Origin of the sequence: Bacillus sp. FJAT-27916, from assembly GCF_001183965.1 — a bacterium.
GTDB lineage: Bacteria > Bacillota > Bacilli > Bacillales > Pradoshiaceae > Pradoshia.
In genome coordinates this window covers 3894667-3911477 of record NZ_LFZV01000001.1, presented here as the reverse complement: position 1 = coordinate 3911477, position 16811 = coordinate 3894667, and the positions used below count along the sequence as shown (strand labels likewise).

Below are 16811 nucleotides of genomic sequence, written 5' to 3'. Positions count from 1 at the left end.
TTCACTACTCCGATGCGCCGAAAAGCTGATTCTACAAAATAGTGGTACGCACATCTATGGATTTATTGCGGAAAAGAAAAAGAAGGCTCCCGACAGAAAATGAGCTGATTGAAGCAGCTAATAAAGGCAGAAAAATGACCACCGGACGATTTCATGGGTGGCCACTTTAGGTATTTTTAGGTCAACAATTGAGGAGATGTATTCAACATATTATTTGCCTGAATGGTATAATTAAGAGATAATGAACGGGATTTACTACTTGAGGAAAATTATAGAATGTCCTAGTTGTACTAGCCATTCAATTGACACCATATAAATAAATTGAGCGACTAAATGTATATGCAGTAAGGGAGTTTAAGAATGGAAAATTGGATTATCGATATAATGGATCAGTTTGGCTACATAGGAATCTTGTTTTTGATTGCGGTTGAGAACATATTTCCGCCCATCCCATCTGAGGTGATTTTAACATTCGGGGGAGCCATGACAGCCGAGACTAGCATGACCGTCACAGGTGTTGTGGCTGTTTCTACCGCCGGGTCCATTATTGGAGCGGTTATTCTCTATGGTCTTGGCATGCTTCTTGGCAAAGAAAGAATAGAAAAGATTGTGAAACGTTATGGCCATATCCTTCGTGTAACAATCGAGGATGTGGAGAAGGCCGACAATTGGTTCCATAAGTATGGGCTTTGGACAATATTCTTCTGCCGGTTTGTCCCATTGATTCGGAGCTTAATATCCATACCGGCTGGAATGGCACGAATAAATTTTGTGACCTTTCTCCTTCTGACAACGATTGGGACATTCATTTGGAATGTCGTACTTGTCACCATCGGTGCGATGGTAGGGGATTCATGGGAGTCCATCGTACACTACATGGATTATTACTCCAATGTTGTCTATGTCTTGCTTGTACTCCTCTTCCTTGCGTTTGTGATTTGGTATGTCCGTAAGAAGTTCATTAAAGTAGAGAAATAAAAAGAAGCATTCCGCTAGGAATGCTTCTTTTTATTATTTGGCTTCAGATTGTTTTGTTACCGCCGTTTTCTTTCTGATTGGTGCCATGATGGCGGTTGCGATAATGATTAAGACGGCAATGACAACAGCGGTGTAGAAGAGGCCGCTGTACCCATTTTGTGCTGCCATCGTGGTTACCTCTTGCACGCTGGACAGGACGGCGTCCTTTAAGGCTGGGTCCTGAATTTGGCTGATGACCTGATTCATTTCAGCCTCTGTCATGCCGCTTGTACCGCCGGACATTTGAGAGGTGAGAGTGCCGAGCTCAGCAAGCCCCTCGGGTCCGAGATTAGCTGCCTTGATATTGTCCTGCAGGATTCCTGGGAATTCGGTTTTGAACAAGCTTGGAAGCTCATTGAACCCGCGGGCAATAAAGCCGGCATAAATGGTTGGCGCAATGGTCATCCCAATCTGGCGTGATAGGGATAAGGTAGAGATGGCTGTACCCTTATCCGAGTGCAGTCTTTCCGTTGCCAGAATATTGAGCGGCGCCCCAAGAATAATTCCCATCCCTAAACCAGCGATGCAGGAAGAGATGACAAATTGCCACTTAACGTCAATCCAGGCCGGGAATAAGAAGAAGCCAATCGCCGAGATGAGGCCGGATAGAACCACTGCGAGAATAGGTCCTCTCTTATCGACCAATCCGCCGCCAAATGCTGCTCCAACGCCAGCTGCAAGTGCGAGCGGCGTCATCCAATAGCCGGCATTCTCTTGGGCAATGCCAAGTACCTGCTCTGAAAATGCTGGAATGAAAATCATTCCGGCCAGTAACGCTCCAGAAAAGGCGCCAATCAACAAGGTCAGCAAGTAGGTTGGCTGACGCAATAAACGAAACGGCAAGATTGGGTCTTTTCCCTGTTTCTCCGTCCGGCTTTCATGTACGAGCAAGACTGCGAACAAGAAAAGGCCGCCAAGCAAGAATCCATATACATTCGGCTCAAGCAGGCTGTCAAAGAAATGAACACCCTCAATATTCGTTAAGCCATACATGATGCCAAGGATGGATAAGGAGAGCAGAACGGTCCCGAATAGGTCCAATCTTCCTGTAACCGGATCCTTTGTTTCTTCAAGCTTCATAAAGCCTAAAATGACAAGTGCGATGGCAATTGGCACGTTAATTAAGAATAAAACATGCCAATTGCCTGTTAAATCAAGAAGAAAGCTTCCGAGGTTTGGTCCGATGACGGAGGCAATCCCATTCATGCCGCCAAGCATTCCTAGTGCTTTCCCTTGCTTTTCAGCCGGCATAGTACTGAGAACATGCGAGCTCCCGATGATGAAAATTCCGCCGCCGCCCATCGCTTGGATGAAGCGGGCGATTAAATAGAATGTAAAGTTTGGGCTCAAGGCTACGAGCAAAGAACCAATTCCGAAGATGGCTATTTCAATAATGAATAGTTTCTTTCGTCCATAACGGTCAGAAAGTTTCCCGATAATCGGTACGCTGATAGCCAGGCCCAATGTATACAATGTGACTCCCCAGGCTCCCCAGTTTGCGCTTACGCCAAAGTTACCGTTGATTGTCGTTAAAGCAGCGCTGATAATCCCGTTATCCAGAGCAGCCATGAACACCCCGATGGAGAAAAGGGTGAGGGCCCATGTCTGAGAGGATTGTTTCTCTGTCATTGTATTGTCCTCCCTATACTAGTGTTATACATATTATACCAGCGTTCTACCTTCAGAAGGAAGTGTGCTGTTCATCAAAATACTTGAAAAAAGATATGTAGAAAGCAGGAATAATATGTGTGGATAAAAAGGGATTACATGCTCTAAAGCAATAGAGATAGACAAGGCAAAGGCCGGTTTTCCCATTTTGTTTGTATCATTTTCTAGGTGCAATATCCTGAATTTTGTCATCCATTTATCACCTAAAATTTACCTGTTCTCCATTTATTATTCATGCTCCTCTTTTACACTAAATATGGTTGGAAAATCGAAATGGGGAGTGGTGAAGTATGAGGAAGATGGCAGGATTAGTGATTGGGTTGTCCGCTGCATTATTATGGGCGCCAGAGCAGGAAACATTGGCAAAGGAACCGGCAGGTCATCACAAGACAGAGGTGGTTGCCCACCGCGGAGCGTCTGGCTATGCTCCTGAGAATACAATTGCCGCCTTTGATCGTGCAGTGAAGATGAAATCTGATTATATTGAAGTGGATGTTCAACGAACAAAGGATGGGAAGCTCGTTATTATCCATGACACTACCGTCGACCGTACGACCGACGGGACAGGGAAAGTCGGGAGCCTGACGTTTGAAGAAATCCGCTCCCTTGATGCAGGCAGCTGGATGTCAGAAAACTTTAAGGGAGAGAAGGTGCCAACATTTGAAGAGGTGCTGAAAAGGTATAAAGGGAAGATTGGCATCTTAATCGAATTGAAATCTCCAGAACTATATCCCGGAATTGAAGAAGAGGTTGCCAATCTCCTGAAGGCCTATCATCTTGACAAACCGCGCAATGAAAAAGTCATCGTTCAATCCTTTAATTTTGATTCGATGAAAAAAGCGGATCAATTACTGCCGCGCATGCCAATCGGTGTTCTCATCAATCGAGCCTCAGATACAACGGATACGGCCATTGAACAGTTTGCTGACTATGCCGAATACTTCAACCCAAGCTATGGCCTTGTCACCGAAGAGCTCGTGACGAAAGCCCATGATGCAGGCATGAAGGTTCAGTCCTGGACAGCGAGAAGCAGGGATACCGTTCAATTCCTGCTTGATATGAAGGTGGATGGCATTATTACGGATTATCCGGATTATGTAAAATAATTGTATTGAGAATTGGAAGGGTAGCCGTCTTGTGCTACCCTTTTAGTATGAAGGGAGCGTGCTAGAAGTGGTTGTTACAATGAAACTCGATTATCCATCGCCGCTTGGCATTATTGAGATTGGCGGTACAGAAGAGGCAGTCACGTCCGTTTTGTTTAAGGAGCGGGAAGAGATCATTTACACGCAGCGGGAGGAGACACCAGCTGTGATGGTCGAGTGTGCCCGTCAGCTTGATGAATACTTTCGCGGCGAACGGCTTGATTTTTCGGTGCCTTACCTATTTGAAGGCACGGCTTTTCAGAAGAGAGTTTGGGAATCCCTTACGTCTGTTTCATACGGGGCGACTGCTTCTTATAAGGACATTGCTTCCTTAGCAGGCAACGAGAAGGCTGTGCGTGCTGTAGGCAGCGCCAATGGAAGGAACCCTGTCTGTGTATTGATTCCCTGTCACCGCATTATCGGGGCAAACGGTAAGATGGTCGGCTATGCATCCGGTGTTTGGCGAAAGGAATGGCTATTGAAGCATGAAAAGGACATTATCGCGAAACGCAGAATACAAACTCCTCAGCCTCTGTAAAAACAGGGGCTTTTTTATTTGGCTTAATGTATCATAGGAGAAATTGGTATAATGAATATCTACCATTTGGTGGAGAAAGGAACATCACCATGCTAAGAAAATTCTTTTCATACTATAAACCACATAAACGGCTGTTTATGATAGATTTTACCAGCGCTATCATTGTAGCTTTGCTGGAGCTTGCTTTCCCGGTGGCTGTTCAGCGATTTATTGATGAATTGCTCCCAACAGGGGATTGGGGAATGGTTGTGACGGTAGGAGTATTGCTTCTCTTCGTTTACCTGCTCAGCACATTCCTGCAGTTCATTGTGAATTATCTTGGCCATAAGCTTGGGACGAATATAGAGACGGATATGAGACAGGAGCTGTTTAACCATGTTCAGCGTCAGTCCTTCCGATTCTTTGATAATACGAAAACAGGACATGTCATGAGCCGGATTACGAATGATTTATTTGATATCGGCGAATTTGCCCACCATGGACCGGAGGATGCCTTTATTGCCATCATGACGTTCATTGGGGCCTTCCTGATTATGTTCAATATCAATCCGACCTTAGCCATCGTCGCCATTATCCTCGTGCCATTCTTAACGTGGCTCGTTGTCTTCAGTAATAAGAAGATGAATGCAGCATGGAAGGACATGTACGGGGAGATTGCGGATGTGAATGCTCGAGTGGAGGACAGTGTTTCTGGTGTACGTGTTGTGCAATCATTTACGAATCAATCCTACGAAATGAATCGTTTCAGGAAAAACAACGGGAAATTCCGCTTGGCGAAATTGCGTGCCTATAAGGTCATGGCATGGACGCATTCCTCCATCTACATGATGACGCGTCTTTTGACATTGCTTGTTCTGATTGTCGGGGCATGGCTGAGCTTTAATGGCAATCTTACCTATGGGGAATTGGTCAGCTTCGTCCTCTATACAAATGTCCTCGTGAAGCCAATTGATAAGATCAGCGCATTGCTTGAGCTGTATCCAAAAGGAATGGCCGGCTTCAAACGGTTCCTCGAGCTGATTGAACAAGAGCCTGATATTCAGGATAAGAAAAATGCCATCGTGGTCAATCATTTAAATGGGGATATACAATTTGATCATGTGGATTTCCGTTATGATGAATCTAAGTCAGTGTTAAGTGATATTTCCCTTTCGTTAAGAGCAGGAGAAACAACGGCTTTCGTAGGTCCTTCTGGGGCAGGGAAAACGACAATTTGCTCGTTAATACCTCGCTTTTATGATGTGGACGGAGGCGCAATCAAGATTGACGGTATTGATATTCGGGAGATGACACTTGAATCCTTGCGCAAGCAGATTGGGATTGTCCAGCAGGATGTGTTCCTCTTTACGGGTACGATTCGTGAGAATATTGCCTATGGAAAACTTGATGCGTCCTTTGAGGAAATCAAGGAGGCAGCGAGGAAGGCCCATCTTGAAAGCATGATTGAGGCATTGCCGGATGGCTATGAGACAGAAATCGGAGAACGCGGCTTAAAACTATCAGGCGGCCAGAAACAACGACTCGCGATTGCGAGGATGTTCCTGAAAAATCCGCCAATCTTAATCCTTGATGAAGCAACATCCGCTCTTGATACAGAGACAGAGAGGATTATCCAACAATCATTGGAGGAGCTTGCCGCAAATCGGACAACCTTGGTCATCGCCCACAGGCTTGCCACGATCCGCAATGCTGACCGACTAATTGTGGTTGGAGAAAAAGGAATTGAGGAAGACGGTACTTATGAGGAGCTCCTTGCCCATAATGGAGTATTTGCGAATCTACATCGGATTCAATTTGGAGAGAAAGCCATGGTGTAAACTATGGCTTTTTTCTATGAAAAAATATTGTTAAAATATTCTAAAATGATAAAATAATCATCATAGTAACAATCTCTCCTTAAATTGCACCTCAGTTCTCCTCATCATAGCCGCTTTATTTCAGCTATTAGATTTTATCAACTTGCCAATTAACATCTAGACGAACCTTACGGATAATAGATAACAAGTCAGGGGTGTTTGTATATTGGAAGAAACAGCTGTCAAGGAACCGGCAGAAAATTCCTTAAAAAAGAGCAGTATGAAAGACTTACTCCAAATTAGGAATTATCGCTATTTGCTTTTTGGGCAGGCAATCGCCATGCTGGGTGATGGGGTATATACCTTGGCCCTTGTTTGGTCGATGAAGGAATTGACAGGATCGTCTGTCCATATGGCGTATGTGCTTGCTGCTGGAGTGATTCCAACGATTATCCTTGGCATATTTGCAGGGGTCATTGTGGACCGTGGGAATCAAAAGAATATTATGCTTGCTGCCGACATATTCCGGTCGCTTGCCCTATTTGGGTTATTTACGTTATTCGTACTAGACCTGCTTGCACCATGGATGTTAATTGTCTCAGCGTTTATCGTCTCAAGTTTCAGTGCCTTTTTTACACCTGCAAGAGCAGTAGCGATTCGTTCAATCGTGCCTGATGAGCTCATGATTCGTGCTCAAAGCGCGTCCTCTACAGTACAGGTTGTCACCGGATTGGCAGCACCGGTTATCGCAGGTATATTGCTGGCCATAGGTCTCCGTTTTGCTTTCTTATTCAATGCGATTATGTTTCTTTTATCTTTTGTCTTTATCCGATTGATTAATCAGCCTGAACTATTGGCAAAGAAGCCAGAGAAGTTGAATAGAAGTGTCTTTATGACTGATTTGAAGGAAGGATTTCATACTATCATAAGGGCTCCGATATTACGTGCCATGATTATCTATCTCGTCTTGATTAACTTTATGTTTGCACCGGTCGAGCTTCTTTTGCCGGCTTATGTAAATAATCCGTCTCAACTTGCCATTATTGAAGTAGCCTTCTTTATCGGTATTCTAACAGGATCAATTGCCATCAATTTCTTTGCTGACCGACCGAAAATTTATCCCATTGTCATTGGGCTGCTCATGATACTATTGCCGTTTGCCGGCTTAGGGGTCATCACGAACTTTATCATCAGCTGCCTATTCATTGGGCTTGCCGGAGCAGGGAGTACACTCGTGAATATTACGCTAAGCACACTTTTCATGGTCAAGATTCCAAGAGAGGTTATTGGACGCTCGCAAAGTACGATGAGAGTACTGCTTGAGGGAGTGAATCCTGCTTCTCTCTTACTGGCAGGGATTCTTATGACATTTATCAGTGTACAGCAAATGTTCTTGGCGATTGCGGCATTCGGTATCATCATTGTCTTACTTATGGTGGCGAACCCTCTTGTTCGAAAAGCAGCATAGATGAATGTTGCTTTTTAGTGGACTTGAAAAGGTAATCCTAATTCCAATAAACGGGAAAAGCCAACCGCAAAAGGTTGGCTTTTCATGCTTTCATTAGGAAGGGGGCTTAAATTGTCACTGCCCACACGTTTATTTCGCTTTCGCTTTTGGCGAACGAACTGGTTTAAATATAGATAAAAGATACATAACAAGACCGGAAATCCCGATTCCTAAAATAATGTTAAAGGATTGTCCGGTATAGAATCCACTGCCGAAGTAGAAAATCTCACGTAACCCTTCAGAAGCAAAACGGATTGGCACCCATGGACGAATGAAGTTGACAAAGAAATCTGGGAGCATCTCTTTTGGTGTCATTAAAACCCCCATCCCAAGCAACATGACAACCATGAATAATGTGATGGCTGGCTTTCCAATCCAGGAAGTGACTCCGGATACTAATAAGAAGAAACAGAATGCTGCAAACGATACGAATGATCCAACTAAGAAATAGCTTGGCATATTAATACCGGCGATTAAGCCAAGTGTTGCAACGGTGAACCCTGAGAACAGGGCGATGATTATACCGAATAAAGCTTGACCGCCCATTAGGCGTAAGGCTTGCTTCCGTGTTAATAATTCTTTCTTAAAGATGCCAGATGTAACAAGGAATAGTATGAAGCCGCCAATTAAGGCACCGACCCAGGCAGGTACGGCCATTAAGGTTGGCGCACTGCCGTTTGCTGTTGAAGCAGTAATGGCATTGAATATCTTTTCCTCTGAAACAATTGGGTCAACTAAAACGGCTGCTTTGTCTGCACCAATTTGCTGGTCGCCCATTTGTGCTACAAAGCTTGTGGAATATTGACTGCTCAATTGTGAAATCAAAGCATTTAAGGCCGTTTTCGCATAGTTGGCGCCTGTCGCGTTATACCCCTGGTTAATATACACTTGTAAAGTTGCTGCAGCATTGTTCTTCATCGCATTTTGCAATGAATCATTATACCCTTCTGGAATGACTAATGCCGCGTAATATTTTTTATCATCAAATAGTTCCTCGATATCTTCTTCCTTTTCATTTGTAAAAGCTAACATCGGTTCTTCGCTTTCTGTGCCTTTACTCATTTGTTCAACGGCTGTTTGAACAGCCTCTACATGTTCACCTTCATCATTGACAATGAGGGCAACCGGTAAATTTCGTACCTTTGGGTCTCCTTGTGCAAAGAGGTTCACGGAGAATAAGGCGATAATTAAAATGACCGCGAGGGGAGCTGCCCATGCTAATTTTTCTTTAAATAATCTCAAACAAAATCCATCCCTTTCAAATGTTCAACATGTTGTTTAGTAATTATTGCTTATTTTATAATCGAGAGAGAGAGGAAGCAATGAACAAAATGAACAATGTGTTCAATTTTGAGAAAAGGTGATTGTGATGGGCATATATGAGGAGAAAAATCGAAGAACGAAACAAACGATTCAACGTTCCTTTCTGCAACTATTAGAGAAGAAACCGTTTGAAGCCATTACTGTCGGAGATATTACAAAAAAGGCTCAAATAAACCGTGGAACATTCTATTTACATTATCTAGATAAGTATGATTTGCTCGATCGAATCGAGCAGCAATTGTTTAGAGATCTAGGAAATCATATTGATGAATTACAATTCCGCTATTCATCTATGCAGACATTTGAAAAAGGGCAAGAGCAATTAGCTGCTGCTTTATTCAGCTCGATTAAGATGCATGCGCCCTTATTGAAAATATTTCTGAGCAACCATGGAAGAGCAGGCTTTCATCTCCGATTTAGAGATGCCTTCACGGAAAAAGTGCGTGTTAATTTAGAGAAACATGAAAGCAGCCATGCAGGTTTAAATGTCCCGATGGAATACTATCTATCCTTTATTACCTCTGCCTTCTTAGGTTTAATTGAACAATGGGTGCGAAATGACCTAGACAAAACGCCTGAGGAAATAACTGCATTATATATTGATATTATTTCTTTTATTCAAAAGAGGGGAGAAGACTGAGCAGCGTATTGACGCAATAGATCATATTGAATGGTCTATTTTTTTTGCCTGCCACCTAAGGACTATCGAATGATTTTCCTTAAAAGGGTGTTTACCAGCCTCTCTCTTGGTTAATTTAGGTAAATAGAAACGAAGAGGAGGAGAAAAGTTGAAGAAATATATCTTTTTAATGCTCATGACATTTGTACTCGTCCTTGCAGGATGCTCTGAAAGTGAAGAATTAGATACGACAAGCGATAAGATTGAGCAAAACGAGAATAATGCGGATAACCAGGATGGCGATAATAAGGTGACAAACCGCAAGACAGTTGAATTGAAGAACAGTGATGATGAGAAAGCTGGTTCAGCTGTTCTTGAACAAGAGGAAAATGGTGTAAAGGTCAGCTTGAAGGTAGAGGGAATGGAACCTGGCAAGCATGGTGTTCACTTCCATGAGACGGCTAAGTGTGAGGGTCCTGACTTTGAATCTGCCGGTGCTCACTTCAACCCTGATGATACCAAGCATGGGGTGGAAAATGACAATGGTCCGCATGCCGGGGATTTGCCGAATATTGAGGTAGCAGAGGATGGCACTGGCGAATTTGAATTCACGACAGAGTATGTCTCTTTATTAGCGGATAAAGAAAACTCCTTATTGGATGAGGACGGAAGCGCACTTGTTGTTCATGATAAGGAGGATGATGGAAAGACAGACCCTTCAGGAGATTCAGGGGATCGAATAGCTTGCGGTGTCCTTGAATAAGTTTAGTAACGTAAGAACACTCGTATAACGGTGTGGTGTACGGCAGTTCAATCAGTATAGAAGGGGATGGGAAAAGATGCTTGAAATTCTGCCATCAAAGGATATGATGACGGTTGCGGTCCGATTCAGCGGAAAGGCAACGCAGGCTGATGCGGATCAATTGGAGAGGTATGTGGCGAAGCATTATGGGAATAATCAAAAGTTTAATATCCTGGCGATTATCCGTGACGTGGATGGAACTAATTTGATGGGAATGATCAGTGGATTGAAATTCGATGCGAAGCGGATGAACCAATTCCATAAGATTGCGGCTGTATCAGACCTTCAGTGGGTACAATCCATGGCCAATCTTGGCAATATGATGCCCAATCTGGAAGTGAAGGCATTTGCAGAGAAAGACCTTGAAAAAGCCTGGGGCTGGGTGATTACATCAGGGAATGGAGGTATGTGAGCGCGAGTGAGAACCTGTTTTCATGCAGGTTCTTTTTTATGTACCAATGGGTGGAAGCATATTCATTTTTTTGAGTTAGACAAAGAAATCGCCTTCCTATATAGTGAATATGTACATTATTATTACCCTCATGGGAGGCCGGACTTTTATGACACAACCATTATTTTTAACACCAGTATTTCAGGAACGTATTTGGGGAGGTACAGCGCTTCGCGACCAATTCGGATACGAGATTCCTTCTGATCATACAGGAGAATGCTGGGCTATTTCAGGCCATCAAAACGGGCCATCTGTTGTTGAAAATGGACCATACAAAGGAAAGACATTAATCGAGCTGTGGGATCACCACCGTGAGTTATTTGGCGGTCTAGAAGGAAAGGTATTCCCATTATTAACGAAAATTCTCGATGCAAATGCAGACCTCTCTGTACAAGTGCATCCGAATGATGAATATGCCAATATCCATGAAAATGGCGAGCTTGGCAAGACAGAATGCTGGTACATCATTGACTGTAAGGAAGGAGCAGAAATGATCTACGGGCATAATGCCGGCTCCAAGGAAGAATTTGCCCAGATGATTGAAAAAGGAGAATGGAATGAACTCCTGCGCCGTGTGGCCATTAAGCCGGGCGACTTCTTCTATGTCCCAAGCGGAACTGTTCATGCGTTATGTGAAGGCACACTTGTGCTGGAAACGCAGCAAAGCTCTGATACGACATACCGTGTATATGATTACGACCGCAAGGACCAAAATGGCCAAACGCGGGAGCTTCATATTGAAAAATCCCTTGATGTAAGCATGGTTCCGCACAAGGATGCCAATGTAGACATTAAGGAGGAGCAAAGACCTGGTGTGATGGTGACGACATTTGTGGAAACAGAGTATTTCTCCGTTTATAAATGGGATGTAGCTGGCGCGGCAGAACTTACACAGGCAAAACCATTTATGCTGGCAAGCGTGATTGCGGGTGAAGGTACACTGAAGACAGCTGAAGGCACATTCCCAATCAAGAAGGGGACACATTTCATCCTCCCATCTGGTACTGGACAATTTGAAATCAGTGGAGATGCAAGCTTAATTGTTTCTCATCCTTAATGAATCAGCAAGGCGGACCAGGTTTATTAACCAGGTCCGCCATTTTTTTAGTCAGCCTTCATGCCGTCAATGAAGCGCTTTGTAATGAGCTGGGGTCTTGTAATAGCACCGCCGACGACAACGGCATGGGCCCCATGCTCAAGACATTTACGAGCCATATCAGGCGTTAGAATATTCCCTTCAGCAATGACCGGGATGCTGATGGTGGAGACGAGCTCACGCAGCAGCTCATAATCTTTGTGGTCAATGCATTGTCCCTTCGTGTACGGCGTATAGCCTACAAGGGTCGTTGAAATGCAGTCGAAGCCCAGTCTTTCAGCCTCAATGGCTTCTCCCATTGTGGAGATATCAGCCATAAGCAGGAGCTCAGGGAAATGAATCCTAATCGACTGGACGTACTCAGAAAGCGTAATATTATGCGGTCTGTCACGATAGGTGGCGTCTAAGGCAACCATATCTGCACCGGCAGAGGCAAGCTCGCTCACTTCCCTAAGGGTCGGAGTGATATAAATCGGGGAATCCGGATATTCCTTCTTCACAATTCCGATAACCGGCAGGGAAACCTGTTTCTTGATTTCCATCACGTCTTCCCGTGTGTTGGCACGAATGCCGACTGCTCCGCCTTCTTGTGCAGCAAGTGCCATTCTTCCCATAATCATGGAACTGTGAAGCGGCTCATCGGGAAGCGCCTGGCAGGATACGACTAAACCATTTTTAATCTCATCTAGCATCATCTGTTATGTACCTCCTATGAAGTGAAACTTCAATCAGTGAGCTTAACCCGACTGATTGTAAGCTGAATCAATTGGGCATGGAATGGGCTGCCCAACTAATGCAGGATAAAATCATGATAAAGTGAGGAATGACTCATATGAAATCCATACCACTCTATATGTATACTCTACTAAAAACTATACCAGAGTCACCGGTCCCAGCGGGCGTACAATTTCGTCTTTTTCAAGAGGGGGATGAAGCAAATTGGGCAAGAATCAATGTGGCGACAGGTGAATTTCTTGATACTGACGTCGCCCTGAACCGGTTTGAACGAGAATTCACCCCTCATCTAGCTGAGGTAAAAAAGCGGATGCTCTTCCTTCTGAATGAAGAGGGAACACCCATTGGCACCGCGACAGCTTGGTTCGGTGAATGGAATAGGCGGACAATCGGGCGTATGCACTGGGTAGAAATCATCCCGGAATATCAAGGGAAGAGGCTGGGGAAGGCGCTTATCTCTAAAGCAATGGAACTGCTTGCCCTCTACCATGATGAAGCGTATTTAAAGACACAAACAACGAGCGGGGCCGCGATTCATCTTTATGGAAAGCTTGGCTTTGAGCCAGCTATCCTCTCAGAGGAAGAAAGAGAAGGGTGGAGCATGCTTGGAAGCTGTTAATCAATCGATTGATTAATGATTATTCAATAAAACAGAGAGCCATTCGACTGGGAACGGCTCTCTGTCTTGTCTTTTTAGGCATTCATATCCTGGATTCCCGGGGCATGCTCATTTGGCATATCAGGCATTTGCGGGACAGGGAAGCCTTTTGGCGGAGGTTCTACGGCCAATGTACCGCCATTACGGCTTGGTGTTTGTCCGCTGAAGACCTCGGCAATTCGTGTTGGGTCGAGACGGAAATTGAACTGGGCATTATGGAAGCCCATGTCTACATATTTTTTGCATTCAGGATATTTATTGATGTCATAGTTGGGGACAGGGAAGAGCTTGCCCCAATCAACACCTAAAGTCTCAAGCGCCTTGGCAAAAGCATTTTGGTGGGCGTTGTCCCGTACGATCAAGAAGCCAAGTGTTTCTCGGAATGTTTGGTTATTGCTCCATTTCGTAAATACGGGTTTTTTGTAATACACCAGTGGATTCTAATGTCACATTGTTAAGGAGGTTAGCGATGAGGTTGCCATGGTCATACACCCATGATCCGTTCCAAGGGTTGCCGCCAGCATCTACGGGAAGAGAGGCCTGGGCACCCATAATATAGTGATGAGGATTGGCATGCTTAATGGCTTCATCAAGCGGGGCTCCATCTGTTCCGCCGTCACCCGGCTGATCAGATAAACCAGAACCGTTCAAAAGCTGGTTAATCGTGTTTTGTACAAGCTCAACATGGGCAATTTCCTCTAAGAAAACACCGCGGATTAAATCTCGGTATTGGGTAGCCTTGCCTCTGAAATTGCTGCTCTGGAAGAAAAACGGCATCATCGTGCGCATCTCGCCAAATTGGCCGCCTAAAGCTTCTTGCAGGACTTTCGCAGCGGCAGGGTCAGGTTTATCAGGTTTAATAATATTGATTAATTCCTCTTTATAGTAATATATAGATTTCGCCTCTTTCATGTAGAAGTAGTAAAGATGTCCACCTTGTCATTAATGTTTTAAGTTGGTTTATTCATGTATTACTATGGTATAGACCGGCTGATATTATGTAGAAAAGCTGCTGTAAAATAGCCAAGTATCCTTTGTTGGTTTTATATAGTACTTTGATGAGAAGACAAAGTATGTATACCCAAAAGGTAAAAAGAATTAAAATAAAGTTATCGAAGGTCACACTGAAGCGGAAGGTTCAAAGGAATTTGGAGAAGCTAAAGAAATCCTGACGCATCATCTATAAATTCAGATGGTTTTTAGAGGGGAGACATCAATGATACAGACAGATCAGAGGCTTCTAGCAGCCATACAGCAACATGGATTAGCGTCCCTCCTATTAAAGGGCAAGTTTGGACTAGAGAAAGAGAATGTACGAGTCGACAAGAACGGGAGACTCGCTTTAAGTGAACATCCTTCAAGCTTTGGGCGAAGGGAGACACATCCCTATATCAAAACAGACTTTTCGGAAAGTCAGATCGAGATGGTAACGCCCGCATGCTCTTCCATTGAAGAGGCATATGATTTTCTCAGTAATCTGCAGGACATCATCAGCATTGAACTGGAGAAGAGAGGCGAGTATTTATGGACGAGCAGTAATCCGCCAATTGTCCCCAAGGAGGATAAGCTCATCCCGATTGCCCATATGCAGGACCCGGAGGAAGAGGAATATCGGGTAAGGCTGGGCGAGAAATATGGACGGAAAAAGCAACTGATGAGCGGAATTCATTATAATTTTTCTTTTTCAGAGGACTTGATTCACTCTTTACACAAGGAAATCGGAAAGGGCTGGGACTATCGAGAATTTAAAGATCAGCTGTATTTAAAGGTAGTTCGTCATTTACACCGTTATCTCGGACTAATCATTCAGATTATGGGAGCAAGTCCAGTTTTCCATGACTCCTACGGAGATTTTTGCCGAGAGAGGGCAATCCGGCTTGGAGAAGACTGTTATGTGAAGCATGATGTTCCTTCAGTCCGGAATAGCAAGTGCGGCTACCGAAACTTACGCGATTTCACCATTTCCTATCAATCCATCGACCGTTATATTCGAGGACTGCAGCAATTAATAGAAGAAAAAGAACTAATGAATGAGAAGGAGTTTTACAGCCCTGTCCGTCTAAAGGCTGGGAAGAAGGGCGACACCCTTCATCAGCTGGTGGAAACGGGCATTGAGTATATCGAGATTCGTTTATTTGATCTTAATCCTTTCTATAAGAATGGAATCAGCAAAGAGATGCTTTATTTCATCCATGCCTTTGTCTTATATATGTTCTTCCTTGAGGAGAAAGAGCAGGAAGTTAAAGAGGAGCAAATCCTTTTCGGTATGCAAGAGCTCTATCAGGAAATGGAGCTGGAGTGGGCGAAGAAAGCGGCAGATTGGGGAGCGGAAAGATATCAAAATCCATCTGAAAGCTATGCGGAGCAAATTATTCGAGCTGTTAAGGAAGATTCCTACATAATGTTTCATATGAAACAATCTTTTGCCTTTTTACAGGAGAGCAAGGCGACCTCCTATCGCCTTGCAGGATTTGAGGATATGGAGCTTTCAACTCAAATCCTGATGAAGGACGCTATCGCAAAGGGATTGGAGATAGAGGTCTTGGACCGCAGCGAGAATTTCATTCGCCTTTCAGACAGCCGTCATACTGAATTTGTGAAGCAAGCAACAAAGACATCCTTGGACAGCTATAGCACCGTGCTTATTATGGAGAATAAGCTGGTGACAAAGGAGGTCTTGAAGCGGGCTGGAATCAGGGTGCCTAAGGGGGATTCCTATGATGCAATTGAGGAAGCGGTAAAAGAGTACCCTAAGTACGGTGGTTCACCAATCGTCATCAAGCCGAAGAACACGAATTTCGGTATAGGGATTACCATCTTTACGGAAGGGTACCATTTGGAGGATTATCGCCGAGCCTGTGAAATAGCATTTGAACATGATCGTACCATCTTAATAGAGGAATTTATTCAAGGCGAAGAATACCGTTTTTTAATATTGGGCGATGAGGTTGCAGGCGTTTTACGCCGTGTACCAGCAAATGTTATGGGGGATGGCCGCTCAACCATTGCTGAATTGATTCAACGAAAGAATGAGGATCCATTACGCGGAAAAGGCTATCGGACTCCACTTGAGAAGATTCAAATGGGGGAGGCAGAGGAAATGCTTCTTCATCAGCAGGGCAGAAGCTTCTCAACTGTTCCAGCAAATGGTGAAGTCGTCTACTTACGTGAGAATTCCAATATCAGTACTGGCGGTGACAGCATCGATAAAACGGATGAAATTCCAGAGCTCTATAACCGAATGGCGCTGCAGGCTGCACAAGCAGCAGGCGCCGTCATTTGCGGTGTGGATATGATGATAAAGAGCTTGGACGGGAAAGGATCGGAGAAAGATGCGGCTATTATTGAATTGAATTTCAACCCGGCCATCCATATTCATTGCTATCCCTTTAAGGGGGAGAACCGCCGGATTGGGAAGAAAATTCTAGACCTTCTATTCTCATCTTAAAAAAGAAC

At 44.2% G+C, this 16811-nt stretch carries 14 protein-coding genes and 1 pseudogene; 11 read left to right on the top strand and 4 right to left on the bottom strand.

Going from position 1 to position 16811, the window contains the following annotated elements; translation table 11 throughout:
• The first annotated feature begins 360 nt into the window (after positions 1-360).
• Complete coding sequence (locus AC622_RS19130) at positions 361-978, top strand: DedA family protein (protein ID WP_049672490.1); 618 nt, start codon at positions 361-363, stop codon at positions 976-978.
• 33 nt (positions 979-1011) lie between these two features.
• Here AC622_RS19130 and AC622_RS19125 read toward each other — a convergent pair whose 3' ends face one another.
• Positions 1012-2646 carry an MFS transporter gene (locus AC622_RS19125; protein ID WP_049672489.1) on the bottom strand — a complete coding sequence of 545 codons (1635 nt, stop codon included), beginning with the start codon at positions 2644-2646 and terminating at the stop codon, positions 1012-1014.
• Between the two features lie 329 nt (positions 2647-2975).
• Between AC622_RS19125 and AC622_RS19115 the strand changes: the two genes are divergently transcribed.
• The 4 genes from AC622_RS19115 to AC622_RS19100 all read left to right on the top strand — a co-directional run bounded on the left by AC622_RS19115 (position 2976) and on the right by AC622_RS19100 (position 7632).
• Complete coding sequence (locus AC622_RS19115; RefSeq protein WP_049672487.1) at positions 2976-3791, top strand: glycerophosphodiester phosphodiesterase; 816 nt, start codon at positions 2976-2978, stop codon at positions 3789-3791.
• 79 nt (positions 3792-3870) lie between these two features.
• A complete protein-coding gene (locus AC622_RS19110; RefSeq protein ID WP_049672486.1) occupies positions 3871-4368 on the top strand; it encodes a methylated-DNA--[protein]-cysteine S-methyltransferase in 498 nt (165 codons plus the stop codon).
• Between the two features lie 89 nt (positions 4369-4457).
• Positions 4458-6185 (top strand): ABC transporter ATP-binding protein, encoded by a 1728-nt coding sequence (locus AC622_RS19105; protein ID WP_049672485.1) that lies wholly within the window; start codon positions 4458-4460, stop codon positions 6183-6185.
• Between the two features lie 205 nt (positions 6186-6390).
• Positions 6391-7632: an MFS transporter gene (locus tag AC622_RS19100; RefSeq protein ID WP_049672484.1), complete on the top strand. Its 1242-nt coding sequence runs from the start codon at positions 6391-6393 to the stop codon at positions 7630-7632.
• Positions 7633-7761: 129 nt separating this feature from the next.
• On the opposite strand, the gene AC622_RS19095 is transcribed toward AC622_RS19100, so the two are convergent.
• Entirely contained in the window at positions 7762-8913 is a 1152-nt protein-coding gene (locus AC622_RS19095) for a YhgE/Pip domain-containing protein (RefSeq protein ID WP_049672483.1), read from the bottom strand.
• A gap of 127 nt (positions 8914-9040) precedes the next feature.
• On the opposite strand from AC622_RS19095, the gene AC622_RS19090 reads away from it, so the two are divergent.
• The 4 genes from AC622_RS19090 to manA all read left to right on the top strand — a co-directional run bounded on the left by AC622_RS19090 (position 9041) and on the right by manA (position 11923).
• On the top strand, positions 9041-9634 hold the full coding sequence (locus AC622_RS19090) for a TetR/AcrR family transcriptional regulator (RefSeq protein ID WP_049672482.1): 594 nt from the start codon (positions 9041-9043) through the stop codon (positions 9632-9634).
• Positions 9635-9782: 148 nt separating this feature from the next.
• The gene (locus AC622_RS19085) at positions 9783-10376 is read left to right on the top strand and encodes a superoxide dismutase family protein (RefSeq protein ID WP_049672481.1); all 594 of its coding nucleotides are present in this window, start codon (positions 9783-9785) and stop codon (positions 10374-10376) included.
• A 76-nt stretch (positions 10377-10452) separates the two neighbouring features.
• Complete coding sequence (locus AC622_RS19080) at positions 10453-10827, top strand: STAS/SEC14 domain-containing protein (protein WP_049672480.1); 375 nt, start codon at positions 10453-10455, stop codon at positions 10825-10827.
• Between the two features lie 148 nt (positions 10828-10975).
• Positions 10976-11923 carry a mannose-6-phosphate isomerase, class I gene (gene manA, locus AC622_RS19075; protein ID WP_049672479.1) on the top strand — a complete coding sequence of 316 codons (948 nt, stop codon included), beginning with the start codon at positions 10976-10978 and terminating at the stop codon, positions 11921-11923.
• A gap of 47 nt (positions 11924-11970) precedes the next feature.
• Here manA and AC622_RS19070 read toward each other — a convergent pair whose 3' ends face one another.
• The gene (locus AC622_RS19070) at positions 11971-12654 is read right to left on the bottom strand and encodes an N-acetylmannosamine-6-phosphate 2-epimerase (protein WP_197089998.1); all 684 of its coding nucleotides are present in this window, start codon (positions 12652-12654) and stop codon (positions 11971-11973) included.
• A 140-nt stretch (positions 12655-12794) separates the two neighbouring features.
• Between AC622_RS19070 and AC622_RS19065 the strand changes: the two genes are divergently transcribed.
• Entirely contained in the window at positions 12795-13316 is a 522-nt protein-coding gene (locus AC622_RS19065) for a GNAT family N-acetyltransferase (RefSeq protein ID WP_049672477.1), read from the top strand.
• Positions 13317-13390: 74 nt separating this feature from the next.
• On the opposite strand, the pseudogene AC622_RS19060 reads toward AC622_RS19065, so the two are convergent.
• Positions 13391-14249 (bottom strand): annotated as a pseudogene (locus tag AC622_RS19060) (manganese catalase family protein).
• A 322-nt stretch (positions 14250-14571) separates the two neighbouring features.
• Between AC622_RS19060 and gshAB the strand changes: the two are divergent.
• Positions 14572-16803, top strand: coding sequence for a bifunctional glutamate--cysteine ligase GshA/glutathione synthetase GshB (gene gshAB / locus AC622_RS19055; RefSeq protein WP_049672476.1), 2232 nt, complete (start codon positions 14572-14574; stop codon positions 16801-16803).
• Positions 16804-16811 lie beyond the last annotated feature (8 nt).